The organism is Bacillus sp. ISL-46, from assembly GCF_018613205.1.
In genome coordinates this window covers 158,753-175,444 of record NZ_JAGGQR010000001.1, presented here as the reverse complement: position 1 = coordinate 175,444, position 16,692 = coordinate 158,753, and the positions used below count along the sequence as shown (strand labels likewise).

The window sequence follows — 16,692 nt, the reverse complement described above, 5'->3', positions numbered from 1 at the left end:
CTTTTTTGTTAACCGAGTATTAATGATTTGTATAGTTTTGTAAAGATATCATGTTGTTTGTAAATTTGAATTGCTAGTTGTCCTTCTTTCTTAAAACCTACCTTTCTTTCATTAAATAAAAATATCACCGGCCTTCTTAAGCAGGTGATATTTTCTTTCTAGTATTTTAAGCTGATAAAGGGTGCTGCTTAGTCTTTATTTCTCTGACTTTTCCACTCAGCCAATCGTACATAATCGGGATCACCACGAGGCTAATCAGTGTCGAGCTAATCATGCCGCCCACGACCACAACACCAAGAGTTTGTGAAATAATCGTATTCCCGTTACCTGAGAAAGCTAAGGGAAGCAAGGTTAAGATGGTAGTTCCTGCAGTCATTAACACGGGTCGAACCCTTGTAGAGGTTCCTTCCAGAATCGCCTGCTTGGGCTCCATCCCTTCTGAAAGGTTACGTTCAATTTTATCGACAAGGACAATTCCGTTGGTGACGACAATACCAGCGAGCATCAATATTCCAATCAATGCGGCTAGATTCCACTCCATTCCGATGAGGGCCATGCTCCAAACCGATCCTATTAACGCCAAAGGAATGCACACGATGACCGAAACCGGTGCATGCCAGCCGCGAAAAACTGCACTTACAATCATCAGGACTAGCAAAAGAGACAGGGCCAGAGCAAGGCTCATCTCAATCACCATTTGCTTGACTTGCTGAGAGATCCCTCCAAGCGAATAGTCAATGCCAGAAGGCAGGTCCAAACCTTTCATTGTTTCATTTACTTGTTTTGTAACTTTTCCAATGTCGCGAGTAATAATATTTCCCGTCACGGCAGCAAATGGACGACCTTCCCGCTCACTGATCACCGTTTGGGAACTGGTCTCCAAGGTTGTAATTTCCGCCAACGACACCTTTGAACCGTCCTTGGCAGTAAACATTTCATGGCCAATTTTTGATAGAATCGTTTTTTCAGGATCCGGGTCACCAGCTGCAACTAGACTTTCCTGATTGTCTAACCGAAGGGCAATTGGGGTAGTCAGGTCACCGGAGGAAACAGCCATCCTAACGTCTTTAGGTAAATAGCGATCAATCCGATTAAGAACTTCATCGACATTTATACCCAAGCGTTGAATTTCTTCCTGCTTAAGTGAAAGATAATGTTTCATTGATGTATCGGCATCATTTGCCGCTCCTTCAATACTTAAACCAGGGATCATCTGAAGTTTACTTCTTACCATAATGCTAGCTTTGGCAAGGTTTTGCTGGTCAGCCCCGGTTAAAATGACCTTTAAGCGGGAATCATCTCCAGAAATATTTTGATTAGAAACGGTATAGACGGCAGTTGTGGATAATCTGCCAAATTGCTGGCGCATTTTTTTTACAAATGAATCGATGTCGCTTTTATCTTTGATTCCAACTGAAATATTGGCGATATTCTGCTTTTGCATCCAACCGCCGCCTTCATCAAAGACATCATCAAACATCGGTGTAAATGTCGAACCGAGAGTCGAAGTGTAGGTATCTACCTCAGGATCATTTTTTAAGATGGTTTCGATATTTTTTACTTCCGCATCCACATCAGATAGCTGCACACCTTCAGGGAGCTCGACCTGGATGGCTATATCCTTTGAATTTCCTCTTGGAAAAAAGTTAACCGGCAGAAATACGGCTTCTGCTATGGTGATGGCAAAAAGCACCACAGCAAGTCCTACTACCACTTTTCTCCTCAGAAATGCCCAATGAAGAAGGTTTTGCGCCCTTTTCTCCATTTCTACTGACTTATTTATTGGCAATTCCTCCCATAATAAGTAAGCTAACGCTGGGACGACAATAATAGAAACGGCAAGAGATGTCACTAGGGCGATGACAACTGACCAGGCAAATCCAGAAAAAGCCGAACTAATCATCCCGCCGATGATACTAATTGGAAGAAACACAGCAACGGTGGTTGCAGTGGAGGAAACAATCGCTGGGATCATTTCCACTACCCCGCTAGCCAAGTTCCGAGCTGATATCTGTCCGTTGTATTTTTCCATTTGTTTCCTGTACATATTATCGATGACAACGATCGAATCATCTACGACTCGGCCCATCGCAACAATTAATCCAGAAATGGTTAAGATATTCAAACTAACATCCATCGCTTTTAAGATCGCTGTTGCACCAAGAAGGCAAATTGGCAAGGATAAGGCAATAATCAATGTCGACCGGACATTCCTGAAAAATAAAAATACACAGATGATCGAGAACAAAATCCCCAATAACCCCTCTTTAATCAGACCCTTCAAAGCAGCGTTTATGTCTTTTCCCTGGTCCAAAAGAATAGAAAGATCGACTGTTCCTGACTTGATTTCTGGTATTTCTTTAATCCTTTCGTTGATTCGTTCAGTCACATCGGTAATGTTTGAAGAAGGTGTTTTTAAAACATCGAGTAGAACACTCGGCTGCCCCGCTGTTCTAGAAATCGTCTGTAAGTCAACAATACTGCTCTCAATGTCTGCTACTTCCTGTAAACTTACTGTGATCCCCCCGCTAACAGGAATCTTTACACTTTTTAAGTCATCACTATTAAGAGTCCAATCAGTCACACGGATTGGCATGGAGATTTGGCCATCAGGTCCGCCCTTTTCTTTGATGGTTCCCTGCGGCCATTCTGGATGAATGGAAGCAAGAGCATCTTGTACGTCTTTTATGGTTAACCCATATTTTTGGAGGGCATTTGCTTTCAAAGTCAACACGTATCCGGAAGTCCCTGCCCCGGTGACACGTACTTCTCTTACTCCTGGAACACGCTTGATTTCATTGGCCACTTGATCTTGAATAGATGTACGTAATTGATTTTCATCAATTTTTCCGGCAGCACTCGTCAAGCTTACTCGCATGACCGGAAAAGAGTTCGTACTGACCCGTGTAATCAACGGCGTTTTCACACCGTTCGGCAAGTTAATTTTATTAACCGCCGCCCTCACTTCAGTTTCTGCCTTTTCCATATCGGTGTGGCCTGGAAAATAGAGGCTCGCCATTAAACCGCCATCAAATGAGTTTGTTTCCAGATAATCAAGCTTATCAACAGATCCGACCGCTTCCTCAACCTTTGCGGTAAGGAGTTGTTTGACCTGATCAGATTGATATTGATCTGCTTGAATCGTGACCATTAGGGCAGTATTGTTGATCGGAGGTAAGTAATCCCGCTGCATCTGCACGGCAGACATGGCACCCCAGGCGATAATTAGAACCACACATGTTAGGATCAATACGGACCGTTTCATCGATCCTTCAATAAATCGAATCATTATTTAAACCATCCTTTTAAAATAGTAATTTTTATAATTGCAAAAATAAAAGGGTTACCCATAGTGTCTGGTCTCACTGACAGAATACTGTATTAAAAGTGGCGAATTTACAGCATTTTATGAATGGTGCCTGACACCCTGCTTTAGGGTCACCCTCCTTACATTATTTAATTATTCTTTTTTTCGCCTGGATAAGGTTTATCACCTTTTGTAGCTTTCCAGAGAATCTTGTTCAATTTTTCCGAATCGGCATGGTCAACTCCAGAGAAATCTAGTTTTTTAGATTCTTGAGCCATCGGTGCCGTTTCTCCATTTTTACGATCAAGTGGATAAGTTGGTTCTTCCACCTTAAATGGAGAAAAGTTAGGTTTCTGGGTGAACGAATTGACCATTGGCACCGCTGATGCATCAAACTGTGTCATAGGTTTCATACCTAAAATCATTTCCATCGTGCGAAGCATCGATGTTGTATCATACATGGTGCTGTCTACTCTGCCTGTTTGGGTGTAAGGGCTGATCACAAGTGATGTAGTCCGGTGAGCGTCCACTGAATCCCAACCATTCTGTGCATCATCTTCGGTAACAAAAATAGCAGTATCCTTCCAATAAGAAGAGTTACTAACCATATCGACAAGTTGACCAAGCGCATAATCGTTTTGTGCCACCATGGCTTGTGGTGTTAGTTCTCCTGGTTTTGTTCCAAGGGTATGGTCGTTAGGCAGGCGAACGATTTGCAGCTGTGGCAGATTCCCATTCGCTTCATATTGCTTAAATTCTTCTTTCCACGCATCTAAGCGGGTAAGATCTGAAATTTTAAGATTATAGGAAGGGTAGTCAGGGTCAAAATTATTGCCCATGCTAGCTTCAGCTGCTACATATTTCCCTGTATTTTTGTCATAATTGACGAATTCACCATAGCTTCTGAATGATACACCCGAGCGACTTGCATTCGTCCATAAGAATCCCGCTTTTGGATAGGCCGCTTCATTGCCTCCTTCAAAGTCATAGCCGCGGTTACGACCTGAATAGTTTGCAAGCCAGTTTTTCTCTACATAGTCGTTGGACTGTGCAGCGGTAGACCAGTTATGTCCCTGAGCACTGATTTCAGCATTCGCATAAAAATTGTCTAATAAAACAAATTGATCGGCCAGCTTATGAATATTCAGTGTAATATCTTTACCAAAGATGGTTAAGCTCGGGTCGCCATTTCCTTTTTCCATATCACCAAATACTTGGTCATAGGTACGATTTTCCTTGATAACATAAATGACATGCTTAATCGGTGATTCTTGTCCTTCAAAGCGCGGGATTGGGAATTTTTCACTTCCACTGAATCCTGTTGGTTTATATACTTCATTATTCTTTTCTACTTGTTTCGTATATTTCTTCAGCTGTTTATCATCCGGAACATCGATAAAAGACATGGTTCCTTTCATCATATTACCGATGTACTGGCCTTCTCGGTTGGAACCAGCACCAAGGCCCTTGGCATTCAAAACCATCAATTTGTCATCATGTAAATAGATAGAACTTGGATACCAGGCGGTTGGAATTAACCCCTTCACTTCTCCTTTTTGCAGGTCAATGACCGCTACGTCGTTATTTCCACCGTTGGTAACGTATAAAGTTTTGCTATCCTCGCTTAATGTTAGAGCATTAGGCTGGCTTCCCGCAGGAGCATTTTTATATGGGCTAAGCGAAATGGTTTTGATTTCTTTTTGTTGTTTCGTGTCGATGATTGAAACGGAATCGCTGTCGGAATTGGATACATAGATCATGCCGTTCGCCGCATTTTCAATAATCGCATTCGGATGCAGCCCTACTGGAATGGTGCTTTTGATCGTCAGCGTTTCTGGATCGACCACACTAATGCTGCTTTCACCCCAGTTGCTGACATAAAGGGATTTCCCATCATTGCTCATTACAGCTGCATACGGATGTTTCCCAACAGCGGTTGTCTTTACGATTTGATTTGTGGCAAGGTCTATTTTTGAAACGGAATGATTTAAATTATTCGCAACAAAGAGCGACTTTCCATCCCTTGAAACGGAAATTCCAGCAGGATAAAAGTTTGTTTTGCTGCTATCTTTAAGCATAATTGGAGATTGTTCAGTTAACGTTCCATTTTCAAATCCATAGACACGGATCTTGTTATTCCCTCCTGCTGATGCATAGACGGTTTTTCCATCGCTGCTAAATGCGACTCCAAAATAGAGGGATTCAGGAGATTTGTATGGAATGGTCTGTACGACCTTCTGGGTGTTAACGTCAACCACTTGAAGAGATTGTTCCCCTTGTCCATCGTTGGAAACAATAAGATAACGGTGATCCGGGCTTAATACACCACCCATTGGGAAATCACCAAGCGTTACTTGGTTACCAGAAGGAGTAACGGGCCACCCATGAGAGGTAACTGCCGTTCCATCTGCCTTAGGTCCAACAAATTGTGTGTAACCTGCATAGGCTGACGTTGAACCAAGAAGCAAAGTAGCCAGCGATGCGGCCAGTATCTTTTTGCGTTTCATAAAAACATCTCCTTATTAATATGTAGTCCTTACACGCTCCATCCTACTCCCGCTTTGTAAAATAGAAGTTAAGTAGAGTTAAAGAAATATAAAGAAAAATAGGAAAATTTTAGGGTTGTTTTTCTCATTTAGTAGTTTTAACTAAGTCGACATCTGCCTATATGCCCAGAAAAAATAAGTAAAAAAAACAAGGTGCCTAAAAGTTTAGGTCACCCTGTTAGCTGCTCTTTTTAATCCAGTAGAAATTTCGTTTTTACATACGAGTTTCCCAGTTAGAGCATGATTTATTGTAAATTCTGATTGGTTACTTTTTTATTATCTCCCTTATTTTCCTGACTCTTGTTCAGTTCCGCTGTCTGGGGAACCAGTATCGCCTGAATCTTGATTTTGCTCTGTATCCGCATCTGTCTTTGTATTGCTACAACCTGAGGCAACTCCTACCAACATGAAAGACGCCATTAACACTAACATCCAATTTTTTAGATCCTTCATTTTTTCTTCCTCCTTGATTGTTTCAAATTTTAGTACAATCTCATGATATAAAAATCTGTGAGAAAAAGAAGAAGAATCACTCATTCTTTACAATCATTAACTAATTATTTATAATTTTCACAATAATTTAGCAAAACGTTTAAATTGACTAGTCCATTTCAACCTTTCTTTTTTTATCTGCTAATCCATTGTTCTTATAATTCTTAAATGATTTTAAAAAAATCGAATAATCACTCCACTTTCATTTGAGTTAAAAAGCTTCCTCCTATAAAATCATTAATATGAAATATAAATTTGGAGGCACCCGATGAAATTAAGTAATGAAGAACTCGAAATATTAAGACTGATCGAAGAAAATCACAAAATCTCAGAAGAAACAATCGCCTTAATGGTGATGAGCAGTGAAGAAACCGTAAGAAATATCATTAAAAAATTAGAAGAAGAAAAAGTAATTGTCAGTTACCCGGCCTTAATCGATTGGAGCAAAGTCGAGGGGCAGGAAAATATCATTGCGATGATCGATGTTAAAGTAACACCGAAGCGCGGAGTTGGATTCGATGAGGTCGCCGAAAGAATTTATCGTTTTCCAGAGGTAACATCTCTTTACCTCATGAGTGGTGCCTACGATTTATCGATCACCATTGAAGGTCAAACCATGAATCAAATCGCGTCCTTTGTATCGGAAAAACTATCAACGATTGATAATGTCATTTCAACCACAACCCATTTCATGTTAAAAAAATACAAACATGATGGGGTGATTTTTGGCGGCGGCGATGAGAAAGACAGGAGAATGGTGATTACACCATGAGAAAAGATTACTCCCACTATATATCTGAAACTGCTAGAGAATTACAGCCATCTGGGATCAGAAAATTCTTCGATTTAGCTGCCGGTATGAAAGACGTGATTTCTTTAGGCGTTGGCGAACCAGACTTCATTACGCCTTGGAACATTAGAGAGGCCGCCATTTTATCGCTGGAACAAGGCAATACCGCCTATACCGCGAATCCTGGCTTACTAGAATTGCGGCAGGAGATCTCTAATTATCTCGGAACAAGATTTGCAGTCAATTATGATCCAACAAACCAAATTATCGTCACTGTCGGAGCAAGCCAGGCAATCGACCTAGCCTTTCGCGCCATTCTAAACCAGGGTGATGAAGTATTGATTGTTGAACCAGCGTTTGTTTCTTATGCTCCCTTGGTTTCGATTGCCGGCGGGACACCAATCGCCATTTCTACCTCGCCTGCGAATGGTTTTAAATTAACACCCGAGCAGTTAGAAGGGGAAATTACAGAAAAAACGAAAGCCATTTTGTTTTGCTCGCCCAACAATCCAACGGGCAGTACCCTAAACAAAGAAGAACTGAAAGAAATTGCCGCCATTGTTGAAAAACATGATTTAATTGTTATTTCCGACGAGATCTATGCAGAATTAACCTATGAAGAAACGTATACAAGCTTTGCAACAATTGAAGGCATGTACGAGCGAACGATTTTAATCAATGGATTCTCAAAAGGCTTTGCGATGACCGGCTGGAGATTAGGCATGCTCGCTGCCCCTAAGGAATTTGTTGAGGTCATGTTGAAAATTTTTCAATATACGACGATGTGTGCTCCGACCATGCTCCAATACGGCGCTATTGAAGCACTAAGGAATACTTTTCATGAAGTAGAAGCGATGAAACGAAGCTATCGAATGAGACGGAACTATGTCGTGCATACCTTGAATAAAATCGGCTTGGACTGTCACACACCTGGGGGAGCCTTTTATGTCTTTCCTTCGATCAAAGCAACTGGCCTCAGTTCCGAACAATTCGCCGAAGAACTACTGATGAAGGAAAAAGTCGCAGTCGTGCCCGGCAATGTGTTTGGAGAAAGTGGAGAAGGTTATATTCGCTGTTCCTACGCAGCCTCCATGTCACAGCTGCAAGAAGCCCTGAAAAGAATCCAGAGATTTATCGAGTCAAAGGGCATCTACGGCGAAAAACGAACAGAAGAAATAAAACTAAACCAATAAATCACAAACCGTAAAAGCCCAATTGCTGTATCGTCTACCTACAAGCGATGGGGCTTTTTTTCATGTTTTAAGTGGTGCCTGACACCAATATTTTATAGGCATATTTTGTTAGTGCCTGACACCGCTTTTTTTATGACAGACCTTCCAATCTATGCTAAAATACTCGAGGTAATGGTAAAAAAAGGGGTGAACTATTTGTGGTCCTTTTCAATCAATCTTTTTAATAGAAAGAATAAGAATTCTCCTCCGAATCAAGAGTTTATTCATAGTAACTACGATGTATTATTTGAGCGAATTACGCTCGTTTCTTATATGTTAATCTCTACTTATCCTTGTTTTTTCATCGTTGACTTTTTCCTGTTTAATAAACTGAGCAGCCCTACATTTAAATTCAATCTTTCTGCCATTCACATCATTGGTCTTATCATCTCCCTTTTGATTCTATTCATTTATCATTTTTATAAAAATATTTCCAAGGGGTTCGTTGTTACTAGTTATATCCTTTTCTATTTATTAATCGGGGCAGCCTCTTCTATTAATAGTCAATTATTTACTGGAAATATATACTCCTATATCATTATTTTATTAGGAGTTGCCGTCTTCTTCCCAGTACAGCCAAGAAACGTATTGATCCTGTTTTTGGGTATACATATATTTTTCATTACAGGTTTATATCTTATCGAACATGAGCACTTCTCATTTTTATCAAAGTTGATTAATTCAACTGGAACCGTCGTCATTTCTTTCATGATTGCCCTATCATTCTATTCATTTCGTAAAAATGATTTTTCAAACAAAATGAAACTAGAAAGAAATGAGGAAAATTTCAGGCGTCTATTCAACCTAAATCCGAACCCGATCATCCTTAAAAAGCTAGAGAATGATGAAATTTTGCTGATGAATAAACACGCCATTGAATACTACCAACTCCAAGGTAACGATATGACTCAAATAGACGGAAAATTCTTGTTTCAAAACATCGGAGAAAAACTAGACATCCTAAAGCGTCTGGAAGAGCAAAAAAGTATAAAAAACTTTTGCGTGGAGCAACAAATCACTCCTGATATCCGGAAATGGGTCATGTTGAGTTTAGAATTGATAGATTACTTGGATGAAGCTTGTATCCTGATCGGCGTCACTGACGTCACCGACCTGAAAAAAAATGAGGAAGAACTTTTTAAACACGCTTCTTATGACATGCTTACTGGAGTGTTAAATCGAAGAAGTGGGATGGAATTGCTTAGTAGGCATATGAGCGGCGAGGCAGAATCTCAAGAATTCATTATCTGCTATATTGATATTAACGATTTAAAAATAACCAATGATCTTTTCGGCCACTCAACAGGTGATGACTTAATTAAGACTTGCTGCGACACGATTAATCGTCATATTACAAACAATGACGTATTATTTCGATTAGGCGGAGATGAATTTATCATTGTCTTCTTTCAAAAGCAGATGAAGGACGCCCGGCAGCTGGTGAAAAACATTAAGCGTGGGTTCGAGGATATTAATGTTACCAATCAAAAGCCTTATTCAATTTCTGCTTGTTACGGTTTTTATCACTATAAACCTGGAACCGAAATAACGCTTGAAAAAATTCTCGAAATGGCCGACCAGGAGATGTACAAAGAAAAGTTCGTTCACAAAAATAAATTCACGAGTCCAGCCCCTACCCCTAGCTTGGAAAAGACATTTATTTGAGCTAGAAAAGCGCAAGCGCCTTTTTCAGGAGCGACAGGCATAAGACGAGCCGGCGTGAAGGTTGCTTTTTAACCTTCAGGACGGATTGGCTTATGACCCCGAGCCCCTAGGCGCTGGAGCTAGACAGATCCCTAACGGTTGCGATCCTTTTCATCCTGTCCACCTTCTTTGGTCCACTCGTTAGTACGGTTTCCGGGATTTCTGCGATTACCGCACCGGCTTTAATCATTGTCGGCAGTCTAATGATGGGAAGCATAGCAAAAATCCGCTGGGACGAGCTGGATGAAGCCTTCCCTGCTTTTTTGACCGTCTTGAGCATGCCGCTCACATCAAGCATCGCAACAGGGATCGCACTTGGTTTCATCAGCTACCCGCTTTTAAAACTGGTTAAAGGTAAGTGGCGTGAAATTCATCCATTGCTGTACGTGTTCGCTGTCTTGTTCTTTATCCAACTTGCATTTTTACAACATTAATATAAAAAGCGCTCCTTCACAGTTGAGAAGGAGCGCTTTTTAATGGTAAAAGAGTGTCAGGCACCAATTTGGTGCCTGACACTCTTTTTATGTTACCTATTTTTTAGGAAGATCAAGTGCTTGGTACGCTAATTGATACTTTCCGCCGTCTGCCACTTCTGAATGGTACAATGCCTTTAGGGCAGTATTTTTCTCAAGCCCGTGTTCTACTTTTAACTCTTTAAAGCGTGTATGCAATTCTTTATTATCCTTAATTAGTTGCTGCATTTGTGATTTCAAATACTTCATAAGATGATTAACTCCTTTCAGAAACCAAATCCGTTCCCCAAGTATAGCATTAATCAACTTTATTTAAATAAATCATCCATATTTATTTTCTCTGACCGTGTCCCTTTTGCCGACTTTTTTTTATATAGAGTGTAATAGGAGGTGGAGGTTTCGGTCACTTAAAGGCTCTCTTTCTTACCGAAGACTGGTACAATTACATTTTCGGTAACTAAGAAAATCAACTGTTGGTGAAATCCTGCAATAATTACTGTGACAAGCACTTACCTATTTGTCCATACTGACATAGCATGTATAAATAATCAATTTTTAGAAATGGAGAGGATGAAATGAAGCTTTATTTAGATCCAGGTCATGGCGGACAAGACCCAGGTGCCCAAGGTAATGGATTAGATGAAAAAGATGTGACGTTAGCTATCGCGCTCAAACTACGGTCCATTTTACAAAATGATTATGAAAACATTGACGTAAATATGAGCAGGAGCAGCGACACCACAAAAAGCTTAAGTCAGCGATCGAGTGAAGCCAATGCATGGGGCGCAGATTTTTTCTTAGCCATTCATATCAATTCCGGACCTAGTACCGCTCTGGGCTATGAAGACTTTATATACAGCGGCTTATCTGACACTTCTAAGACAGCCCAATATCAAGATATCATCCATGCCGAAGTCATGAAAGTGAATCAACTGAAAGACCGCGGCCAGAAAAAGGCTAACTTCCATGTGTTACGTGAATCAAACATGCCAGCACTCTTAACGGAAAATGGATTTATCAGTAACGATCACGACGCCGCATTAATGAAACAGTCTTCTTGGATCCAAAAAGTAGCTCAAGGTCACGCCAACGGAATTGCATTGGCCTTTGGCCTAAAACGGAAAGCAAACAACCCGCCGAAACCAGATTCCGGAACGCTTTTCAAAGTAATTGCCGGTTCATTCAAATCAAAAGAAAATGCGGACGAGCGAGTAGACCAACTCAAGGCAAAAGGCATCGAATCATTCGTAGATAACACAAAAATAGCGGGCGAAACATGGTACCGAGTTCAAGCTGGACCCTTTTCCAATCGAGAAAATGCCGACGACCGTTTAGCAGAAGTAAAAAAAGCCGGAATCAACGATGCTTTCCTAGTTGCAGAATAAGCAGGCATTTAATGTGGCATTTATGGTATCACAGTTATGGTGTTACAGTTATGGTGTCAGGCACCATCCGTGGACACTTGTCCGCCACAGAAGGACAACCATTACGAAGGATATTGCCCTACAAAAGTCCCCTTAATGGCGAATAGCTGGGAGGCCTTTTGTAGGGTTTTTCTTCTTTAAGGTTCAGATAGAAGCCATTGGATTGGATTTGCCATAACATATATATGAACGTATTTTAAATGAAATGGGGGAGTAAGTATGAAGCTATATTTAGACCCTGGTCATGGCGGTGATGATCCCGGAGCCCAAGGGAATGGTCTGGATGAAAAAGATATTACCCTAGCTATTGCGCTTAAAATACGAAATACCATCCTAAAGGATTATGAAAATGTTCAAGTTAAGATGAGTCGTACAAGCGATACCACCAAAAGCTTAGCACAGCGCTCAAGCGAAGCCAACGCCTGGGACGCAGACTTTTTCCTGGCTATTCACATCAACTCTGCTGACAGTTCAGCCCAAGGATATGAGGATTTTATATACAATGGCGCCTCTAACTCAAGTAGAGCAGCCACAGTCCAAGATATCATTCATGCGGAAGTGATGAAAGTGAATCAGCTAAAAGACCGCGGGCAAAAAAAGGCCAATTTCCATGTAATAAGAGAAACAAATATGCCAGCAATCCTAACGGAAAACGGCTTTATCAGTAATAAACATGACGCCCAATTAATGAAAGATTCATCCTGGCAGCAAAAAGTAGCTCAAGGCCATGTCAACGGAATTGCAAAGGCCTTTGGTCTGAAACGCAAAGCAACGAAGGAAACACCGAAAACAACAACTACACCGAAAACACCCCAATCTAGTTTAACAACAGTTTACACCGTCTATGTTGGATCCTATAAATCCAAAGAAAATGCACAAGACAGGGTAGCTGAACTGAAAAAGAAAAACATTAAAACTTCAATTGTTACCACTAAAATATCTGGAGCAACCTGGTACCGAGTGAAAGTGGCAACCTATACGACCAACGCAAACGCAGAAAAACGTCTCAAAGAAATCGAAAAAGCAGGATATAGGGATGCCTTCATAATTATTGAAAAAGCCAGTACAACGACTACTAAATCAGCTACTCAAAAACCAACTACGAGCACCAATAAATCAGCTGCCCAAAAGCCAGCTACGAGCACCAATAAATCAGCTACCCAAAAGCCAACTACGAGTACCAGTAAATCAGCTACCCAAAAACCAACTACGAGTACCAGTAACTCGGCTGCTCAAAAACCAACCACAAGCACCAGTAAAACAACAACAGCAAAACCCGCCACAACCACCACCAGCAAAGAAACGAATACTGCAGGCGGCACGAATAAGAACACGAACCCAAGTCCGGCTCCAGCCAACAGTACAAAAGAATCCCCCATCATCGCCGACCCCGGTCAATTTACCATTTTAGGTCCGACCTTCCTAACTCCGGAACAGATGAATCAATTTGTGAAAAAGGTCAATCCTAACGCGCCGGAATTAGGTCAATTTTACCAAACATTAGGTAAATATTACGGCATTAGAGGTGATGTCGCCTTTGCACAAGCCATCCACGAAACAGACTATTTTCGGTTTACCGGAGTCGTCAACCCTGAACAAAACAACTACTCAGGGATAGGAGCAACTGGAGGAGATACTCGCGGAGCAAGCTTTGAAAATCAAGAAGAAGGTGTACTTGCACAACTTCAACACTTGTATGCCTATGCGACAGCGAAGCCACTTCCAGATCAATATCCATTGGTTGATCCCCGCTTTCATCTAGTCGACAGAGGATCTGCTCCAACATGGACCGCTTTAAACGGAAAATGGGCTGTTCCAGGTACCACATACGGGCAATCCATTCTAAATCTCTATGAAAAAATGATCCATTCCGGATAATTAATAGCTAGAGAAGCAACAACTCCAGCATCTTCCCAGATTGTCTTCCTCCATTTCAGTGACTTACTTGGATGATTTCCCCAAACGAAAGACCTCTTTTATTTTTAAAAGAGGTCTTTTCCTTTGTCAGATAGTTCATTCCGCCCCCTCGATTCGGTATATTACCGAAGAAACGAGACCACAATGATATAAAAAGGGAGGTCTCACCATGCGCGGAATATTTATTTTATTATGGGCAGCTGCAATCTTGATTTTGACCTGTACCGCCGATTTTTCTGAATTAATGGCATCTGGCGAAGTCCGCTTTGAGTGGGTCGGTCATCCGAATTTTTCTGATTTGCTATTCCCCTTACCGCTCGAGCTCAGCCGTGACTTCCTGCTTCAAAAATGTGGGCATGCCTTTGCCTTTCTCATTTTGACATTATTACTACAAACTAAATTCCATTCAAAAGCATTCATTCTTATTCTAGCTATTTCCTTTGCTTTGCTAACTGAAATCCTGCAATTATATTTCACTCGTGATGGAAGAATGTTTGATATCGGATTCGATCTAATCGGTATTCTTTTTGCATCAGGGACACGGAGTCTACTTACGGTGCACCAATCAAGGCAAACCGGGTTATAATGGAAGTTATTTATGTTAAAAAAGGCGAAAACCAATTAGTGGTTAACACCCTTGTTAAAAATGTAAATTCATAGCCTTTATAAAAGGGAAGTTCCAAAATGATCAACCCTCGAATTTGATAATCGGTTTACTTTTAGGATTTAACCATTTAATTACCTTCAATAGATCATTTTCAGAGATAGCCGTGCATCCCAATGTATAACGAGTGGACTTGTTTTTGATGTGTAAAAAGATAGCACTTCCAGCTCCGTTAATCACAGGATCATCATTATAGCGAATCACCACCGCGTATTTGTAGAGCGGGTGAGTCAGCCGTTCATACGACTTCCATTTCCACGTGGGATTACCATTATATTGGACCCATTTGTTGTAGTCTTTCGATTTTGAGTAGTCGACCCAGTAATCGGTTTTAGTCGCTTTACGAAATGGGTATTTTATTCCAGAAGGTTTGGTTCCCCAGCCAAACGACGTTCCAAGCAAATACGTCCCTCTTGGTGTTAGGCTGTCTCCTTCCTTAGTTTTCCCGACTCCCTTTTTACCGACAATCGCTTGCATTGGAGAGGATATTTTCACCCATTTCCCGTTTTTCTTTTCATACCTTTGCAAGATGGCTTTTGTTTTATCGCGGGTTGAGGCCTTGACAACAATCATTTGTCCGGCAGCTTTTTCGAGATTCATTTCATGAACGCACACTGCTAATTGCCTCTGTCTTGTGGTTGCTTTTTCTAGTTTAACTTTCTGGTCACGTGCAACAAATAGCCCGTTTCCTAAATCTAATTGAGAAGTTTGGATCGCATAAACAGGAATTTTCTCACCGGCCCTTGCTGTTCTCACCGTGATTTTCTTGCTCCCATCGATTTTATAAAGGATGGTCTTTTTCAAAAAAGTTACCCTGCCAACCTGATAAGGCTTAATTGCTTCTTTCCCCCACATCACCTTTGTTCCGGCCTTTACGGCTGCACACGGATTATCTGCTGCAGAGGCTTCTTGCTGGTTAAACATCACCAACGCATAAAAAACGAACAAAATACGAATAATTTTTGATCCCTTTATTTTCCTCATTTGAAATGGTATCTCCTTGCTTATTTATAAAATATTGTTAATTATATACTAACATTAACACAGAATTTATAATGATTTAAACAGAAAAAAGCAGCCCTCATCAATGTGAAGGCCGCATCACAAAACAATTATTCTATCAAAATGGCACTTTTTTATAGTATCTCCTGGTTGTCAGCGGGTGGTCCCTTTGTTGTTCCAAATGACAGCTGACTCTCTCAAGGAAAGCCGCGCAGACAATCGGAGAGACAAGACTTCTTAACCCTTCAGAAATGCCAGCTAATTCATAATCCTTTGTATCAAAAACCGTTAATTCCTTCGTGTAATGCTCAGCAAAGCGCTCGACTCTCTCTGTGAGCGGACGGGATTTATCCTCCCCTTTTAGTAGAATAACACTCGTATCTTCCTCCACTAATTCCAATGTACCGTGGAAGAAATCGGACGCATGTACCGGCCGTGTTTTAATCCATTGCATTTCCTCTAAAATACACATGCCATAATAATAGGTTTGACCCCAATCGATACCTGTCCCCGTAAGGATATGGTATGGGGTCTCCTTATGTTTTCGGGCAAACTCGGCAGCCCTAGGTTCAACTACTTCCTTTACTTTTAGAAGTGCACTTGGTAAATGCATCATTTCCTCGACAAATTGTTGATATTGCGGGAATTCATTTCGCTTATACATCAAGCGGAACGCTAGTAAATAGGACTGGATATAAAACGATTCACAGGAGGTATCATCTGCCGCATAATTGACAAAGGTATAATCGGTTAAATTCGCTAACGGTGTAGCAACATGACCCACTAAGCTAATCGTTGTCGCACCTTTTTCCTTACAGAACGCCGCCGCCTCCACTGTTTCTTTGGTCGTGCCAGACAAAGAAGGCAAAATAACTAATGAATGTTCATCTAAATGTTGATGATCCATCAACATTAATTCCGGAGCGATTTCCGTAAAAACAGGTAAAGTTGAATGAGTTTTTAAAATATATTCAGCCGGGTACATGAGAATGGCTGCTCCGCCAGTACCGACAAAGAATACATTTTTCAAACCTCTTTCCATCACCGAATCTATAGCCTGATCAAATTCATCCTTAAGAGACAGTGCTCCATTTTGGATGGCTAAATATCTTTTCACATCAAAGTTAAACAAACATCCCAC

General features: G+C 40.9%; 12 protein-coding genes and 1 pseudogene. 7 read left to right on the top strand and 6 right to left on the bottom strand.

Going from position 1 to position 16,692, the window contains the following annotated elements; genetic code table 11:
• Positions 1-166 precede the first annotated feature (166 nt).
• The 3 genes from J7E67_RS00830 to J7E67_RS00820 form a co-directional block, all read right to left on the bottom strand.
• On the bottom strand, positions 167-3,289 hold the full coding sequence (locus J7E67_RS00830) for an efflux RND transporter permease subunit (RefSeq protein ID WP_214730665.1): 3,123 nt from the start codon (positions 3,287-3,289) through the stop codon (positions 167-169).
• A gap of 167 nt (positions 3,290-3,456) precedes the next feature.
• Positions 3,457-5,814: a bifunctional YncE family protein/alkaline phosphatase family protein gene (locus J7E67_RS00825; protein WP_214730664.1), complete on the bottom strand. Its 2,358-nt coding sequence runs from the start codon at positions 5,812-5,814 to the stop codon at positions 3,457-3,459.
• A gap of 324 nt (positions 5,815-6,138) precedes the next feature.
• A complete protein-coding gene (locus J7E67_RS00820; RefSeq protein WP_214717267.1) occupies positions 6,139-6,306 on the bottom strand; it encodes a hypothetical protein in 168 nt (55 codons plus the stop codon).
• 307 nt (positions 6,307-6,613) lie between these two features.
• Between J7E67_RS00820 and J7E67_RS00815 the strand changes: the two genes are divergently transcribed.
• The 4 genes and pseudogenes from J7E67_RS00815 to J7E67_RS00800 all read left to right on the top strand — a co-directional run.
• Complete coding sequence (locus J7E67_RS00815) at positions 6,614-7,117, top strand: Lrp/AsnC family transcriptional regulator (protein ID WP_214717268.1); 504 nt, start codon at positions 6,614-6,616, stop codon at positions 7,115-7,117.
• Positions 7,114-8,328 (top strand): aminotransferase, encoded by a 1,215-nt coding sequence (locus J7E67_RS00810; protein ID WP_214730663.1) that lies wholly within the window; start codon positions 7,114-7,116, stop codon positions 8,326-8,328. Before J7E67_RS00815 ends, J7E67_RS00810 begins: the two co-directional genes overlap by 4 nt.
• Before the next feature lie 195 nt (positions 8,329-8,523).
• Positions 8,524-10,032 (top strand): sensor domain-containing diguanylate cyclase, encoded by a 1,509-nt coding sequence (locus tag J7E67_RS00805; RefSeq protein WP_214730662.1) that lies wholly within the window; start codon positions 8,524-8,526, stop codon positions 10,030-10,032.
• Between the two features lie 128 nt (positions 10,033-10,160).
• A pseudogene (locus J7E67_RS00800) lies at positions 10,161-10,505 on the top strand (solute carrier family 23 protein); the annotation flags it as partial.
• A 96-nt stretch (positions 10,506-10,601) separates the two neighbouring features.
• Here J7E67_RS00800 and J7E67_RS00795 read toward each other — a convergent pair.
• On the bottom strand, positions 10,602-10,793 hold the full coding sequence (locus tag J7E67_RS00795; RefSeq protein ID WP_214717271.1) for a hypothetical protein: 192 nt from the start codon (positions 10,791-10,793) through the stop codon (positions 10,602-10,604).
• Between the two features lie 326 nt (positions 10,794-11,119).
• On the opposite strand from J7E67_RS00795, the gene J7E67_RS00790 reads away from it, so the two are divergent.
• The 3 genes from J7E67_RS00790 (at position 11,120) to J7E67_RS00775 (ending at position 14,471) form a co-directional block, all read left to right on the top strand.
• Positions 11,120-11,929: an N-acetylmuramoyl-L-alanine amidase gene (locus tag J7E67_RS00790; protein WP_214730661.1), complete on the top strand. Its 810-nt coding sequence runs from the start codon at positions 11,120-11,122 to the stop codon at positions 11,927-11,929.
• Positions 11,930-12,187: 258 nt separating this feature from the next.
• Positions 12,188-13,846: an N-acetylmuramoyl-L-alanine amidase gene (locus tag J7E67_RS30975; RefSeq protein ID WP_251026480.1), complete on the top strand. Its 1,659-nt coding sequence runs from the start codon at positions 12,188-12,190 to the stop codon at positions 13,844-13,846.
• Between the two features lie 208 nt (positions 13,847-14,054).
• Positions 14,055-14,471 carry a VanZ family protein gene (locus J7E67_RS00775; protein WP_214730659.1) on the top strand — a complete coding sequence of 139 codons (417 nt, stop codon included), beginning with the start codon at positions 14,055-14,057 and terminating at the stop codon, positions 14,469-14,471.
• Between the two features lie 102 nt (positions 14,472-14,573).
• On the opposite strand, the gene J7E67_RS30970 is transcribed toward J7E67_RS00775, so the two are convergent.
• A complete protein-coding gene (locus J7E67_RS30970) occupies positions 14,574-15,533 on the bottom strand; it encodes a L,D-transpeptidase family protein (protein WP_251026479.1) in 960 nt (319 codons plus the stop codon).
• Positions 15,534-15,669: 136 nt separating this feature from the next.
• Positions 15,670-16,692 carry an SIS domain-containing protein gene (locus J7E67_RS00765; protein ID WP_308161323.1) on the bottom strand — a complete coding sequence of 341 codons (1,023 nt, stop codon included), beginning with the start codon at positions 16,690-16,692 and terminating at the stop codon, positions 15,670-15,672.

Excerpts from the sequence above, each read along its gene's own strand:
- J7E67_RS30975 (WP_251026480.1), top strand. The coding sequence starts at position 12,188 with ATGAAGCTATATTTAGACCCTGGTCATGGCGGTGATGATCCCGGAGCC.
- J7E67_RS00825 (WP_214730664.1), bottom strand. The coding sequence starts at position 5,814 with ATGAAACGCAAAAAGATACTGGCCGCATCGCTGGCTACTTTGCTTCTT.
- J7E67_RS00810 (WP_214730663.1), top strand. The coding sequence starts at position 7,114 with ATGAGAAAAGATTACTCCCACTATATATCTGAAACTGCTAGAGAATTA.
- J7E67_RS00815 (WP_214717268.1), top strand. The coding sequence starts at position 6,614 with ATGAAATTAAGTAATGAAGAACTCGAAATATTAAGACTGATCGAAGAA.
- J7E67_RS00830 (WP_214730665.1), bottom strand. The coding sequence starts at position 3,289 with ATGATTCGATTTATTGAAGGATCGATGAAACGGTCCGTATTGATCCTA.
- J7E67_RS30970 (WP_251026479.1), bottom strand. The coding sequence starts at position 15,533 with ATGAGGAAAATAAAGGGATCAAAAATTATTCGTATTTTGTTCGTTTTT.
- J7E67_RS00790 (WP_214730661.1), top strand. The coding sequence starts at position 11,120 with ATGAAGCTTTATTTAGATCCAGGTCATGGCGGACAAGACCCAGGTGCC.
- J7E67_RS00795 (WP_214717271.1), bottom strand. The coding sequence starts at position 10,793 with ATGAAGTATTTGAAATCACAAATGCAGCAACTAATTAAGGATAATAAA.
- J7E67_RS00775 (WP_214730659.1), top strand. The coding sequence starts at position 14,055 with ATGCGCGGAATATTTATTTTATTATGGGCAGCTGCAATCTTGATTTTG.
- J7E67_RS00820 (WP_214717267.1), bottom strand. The coding sequence starts at position 6,306 with ATGAAGGATCTAAAAAATTGGATGTTAGTGTTAATGGCGTCTTTCATG.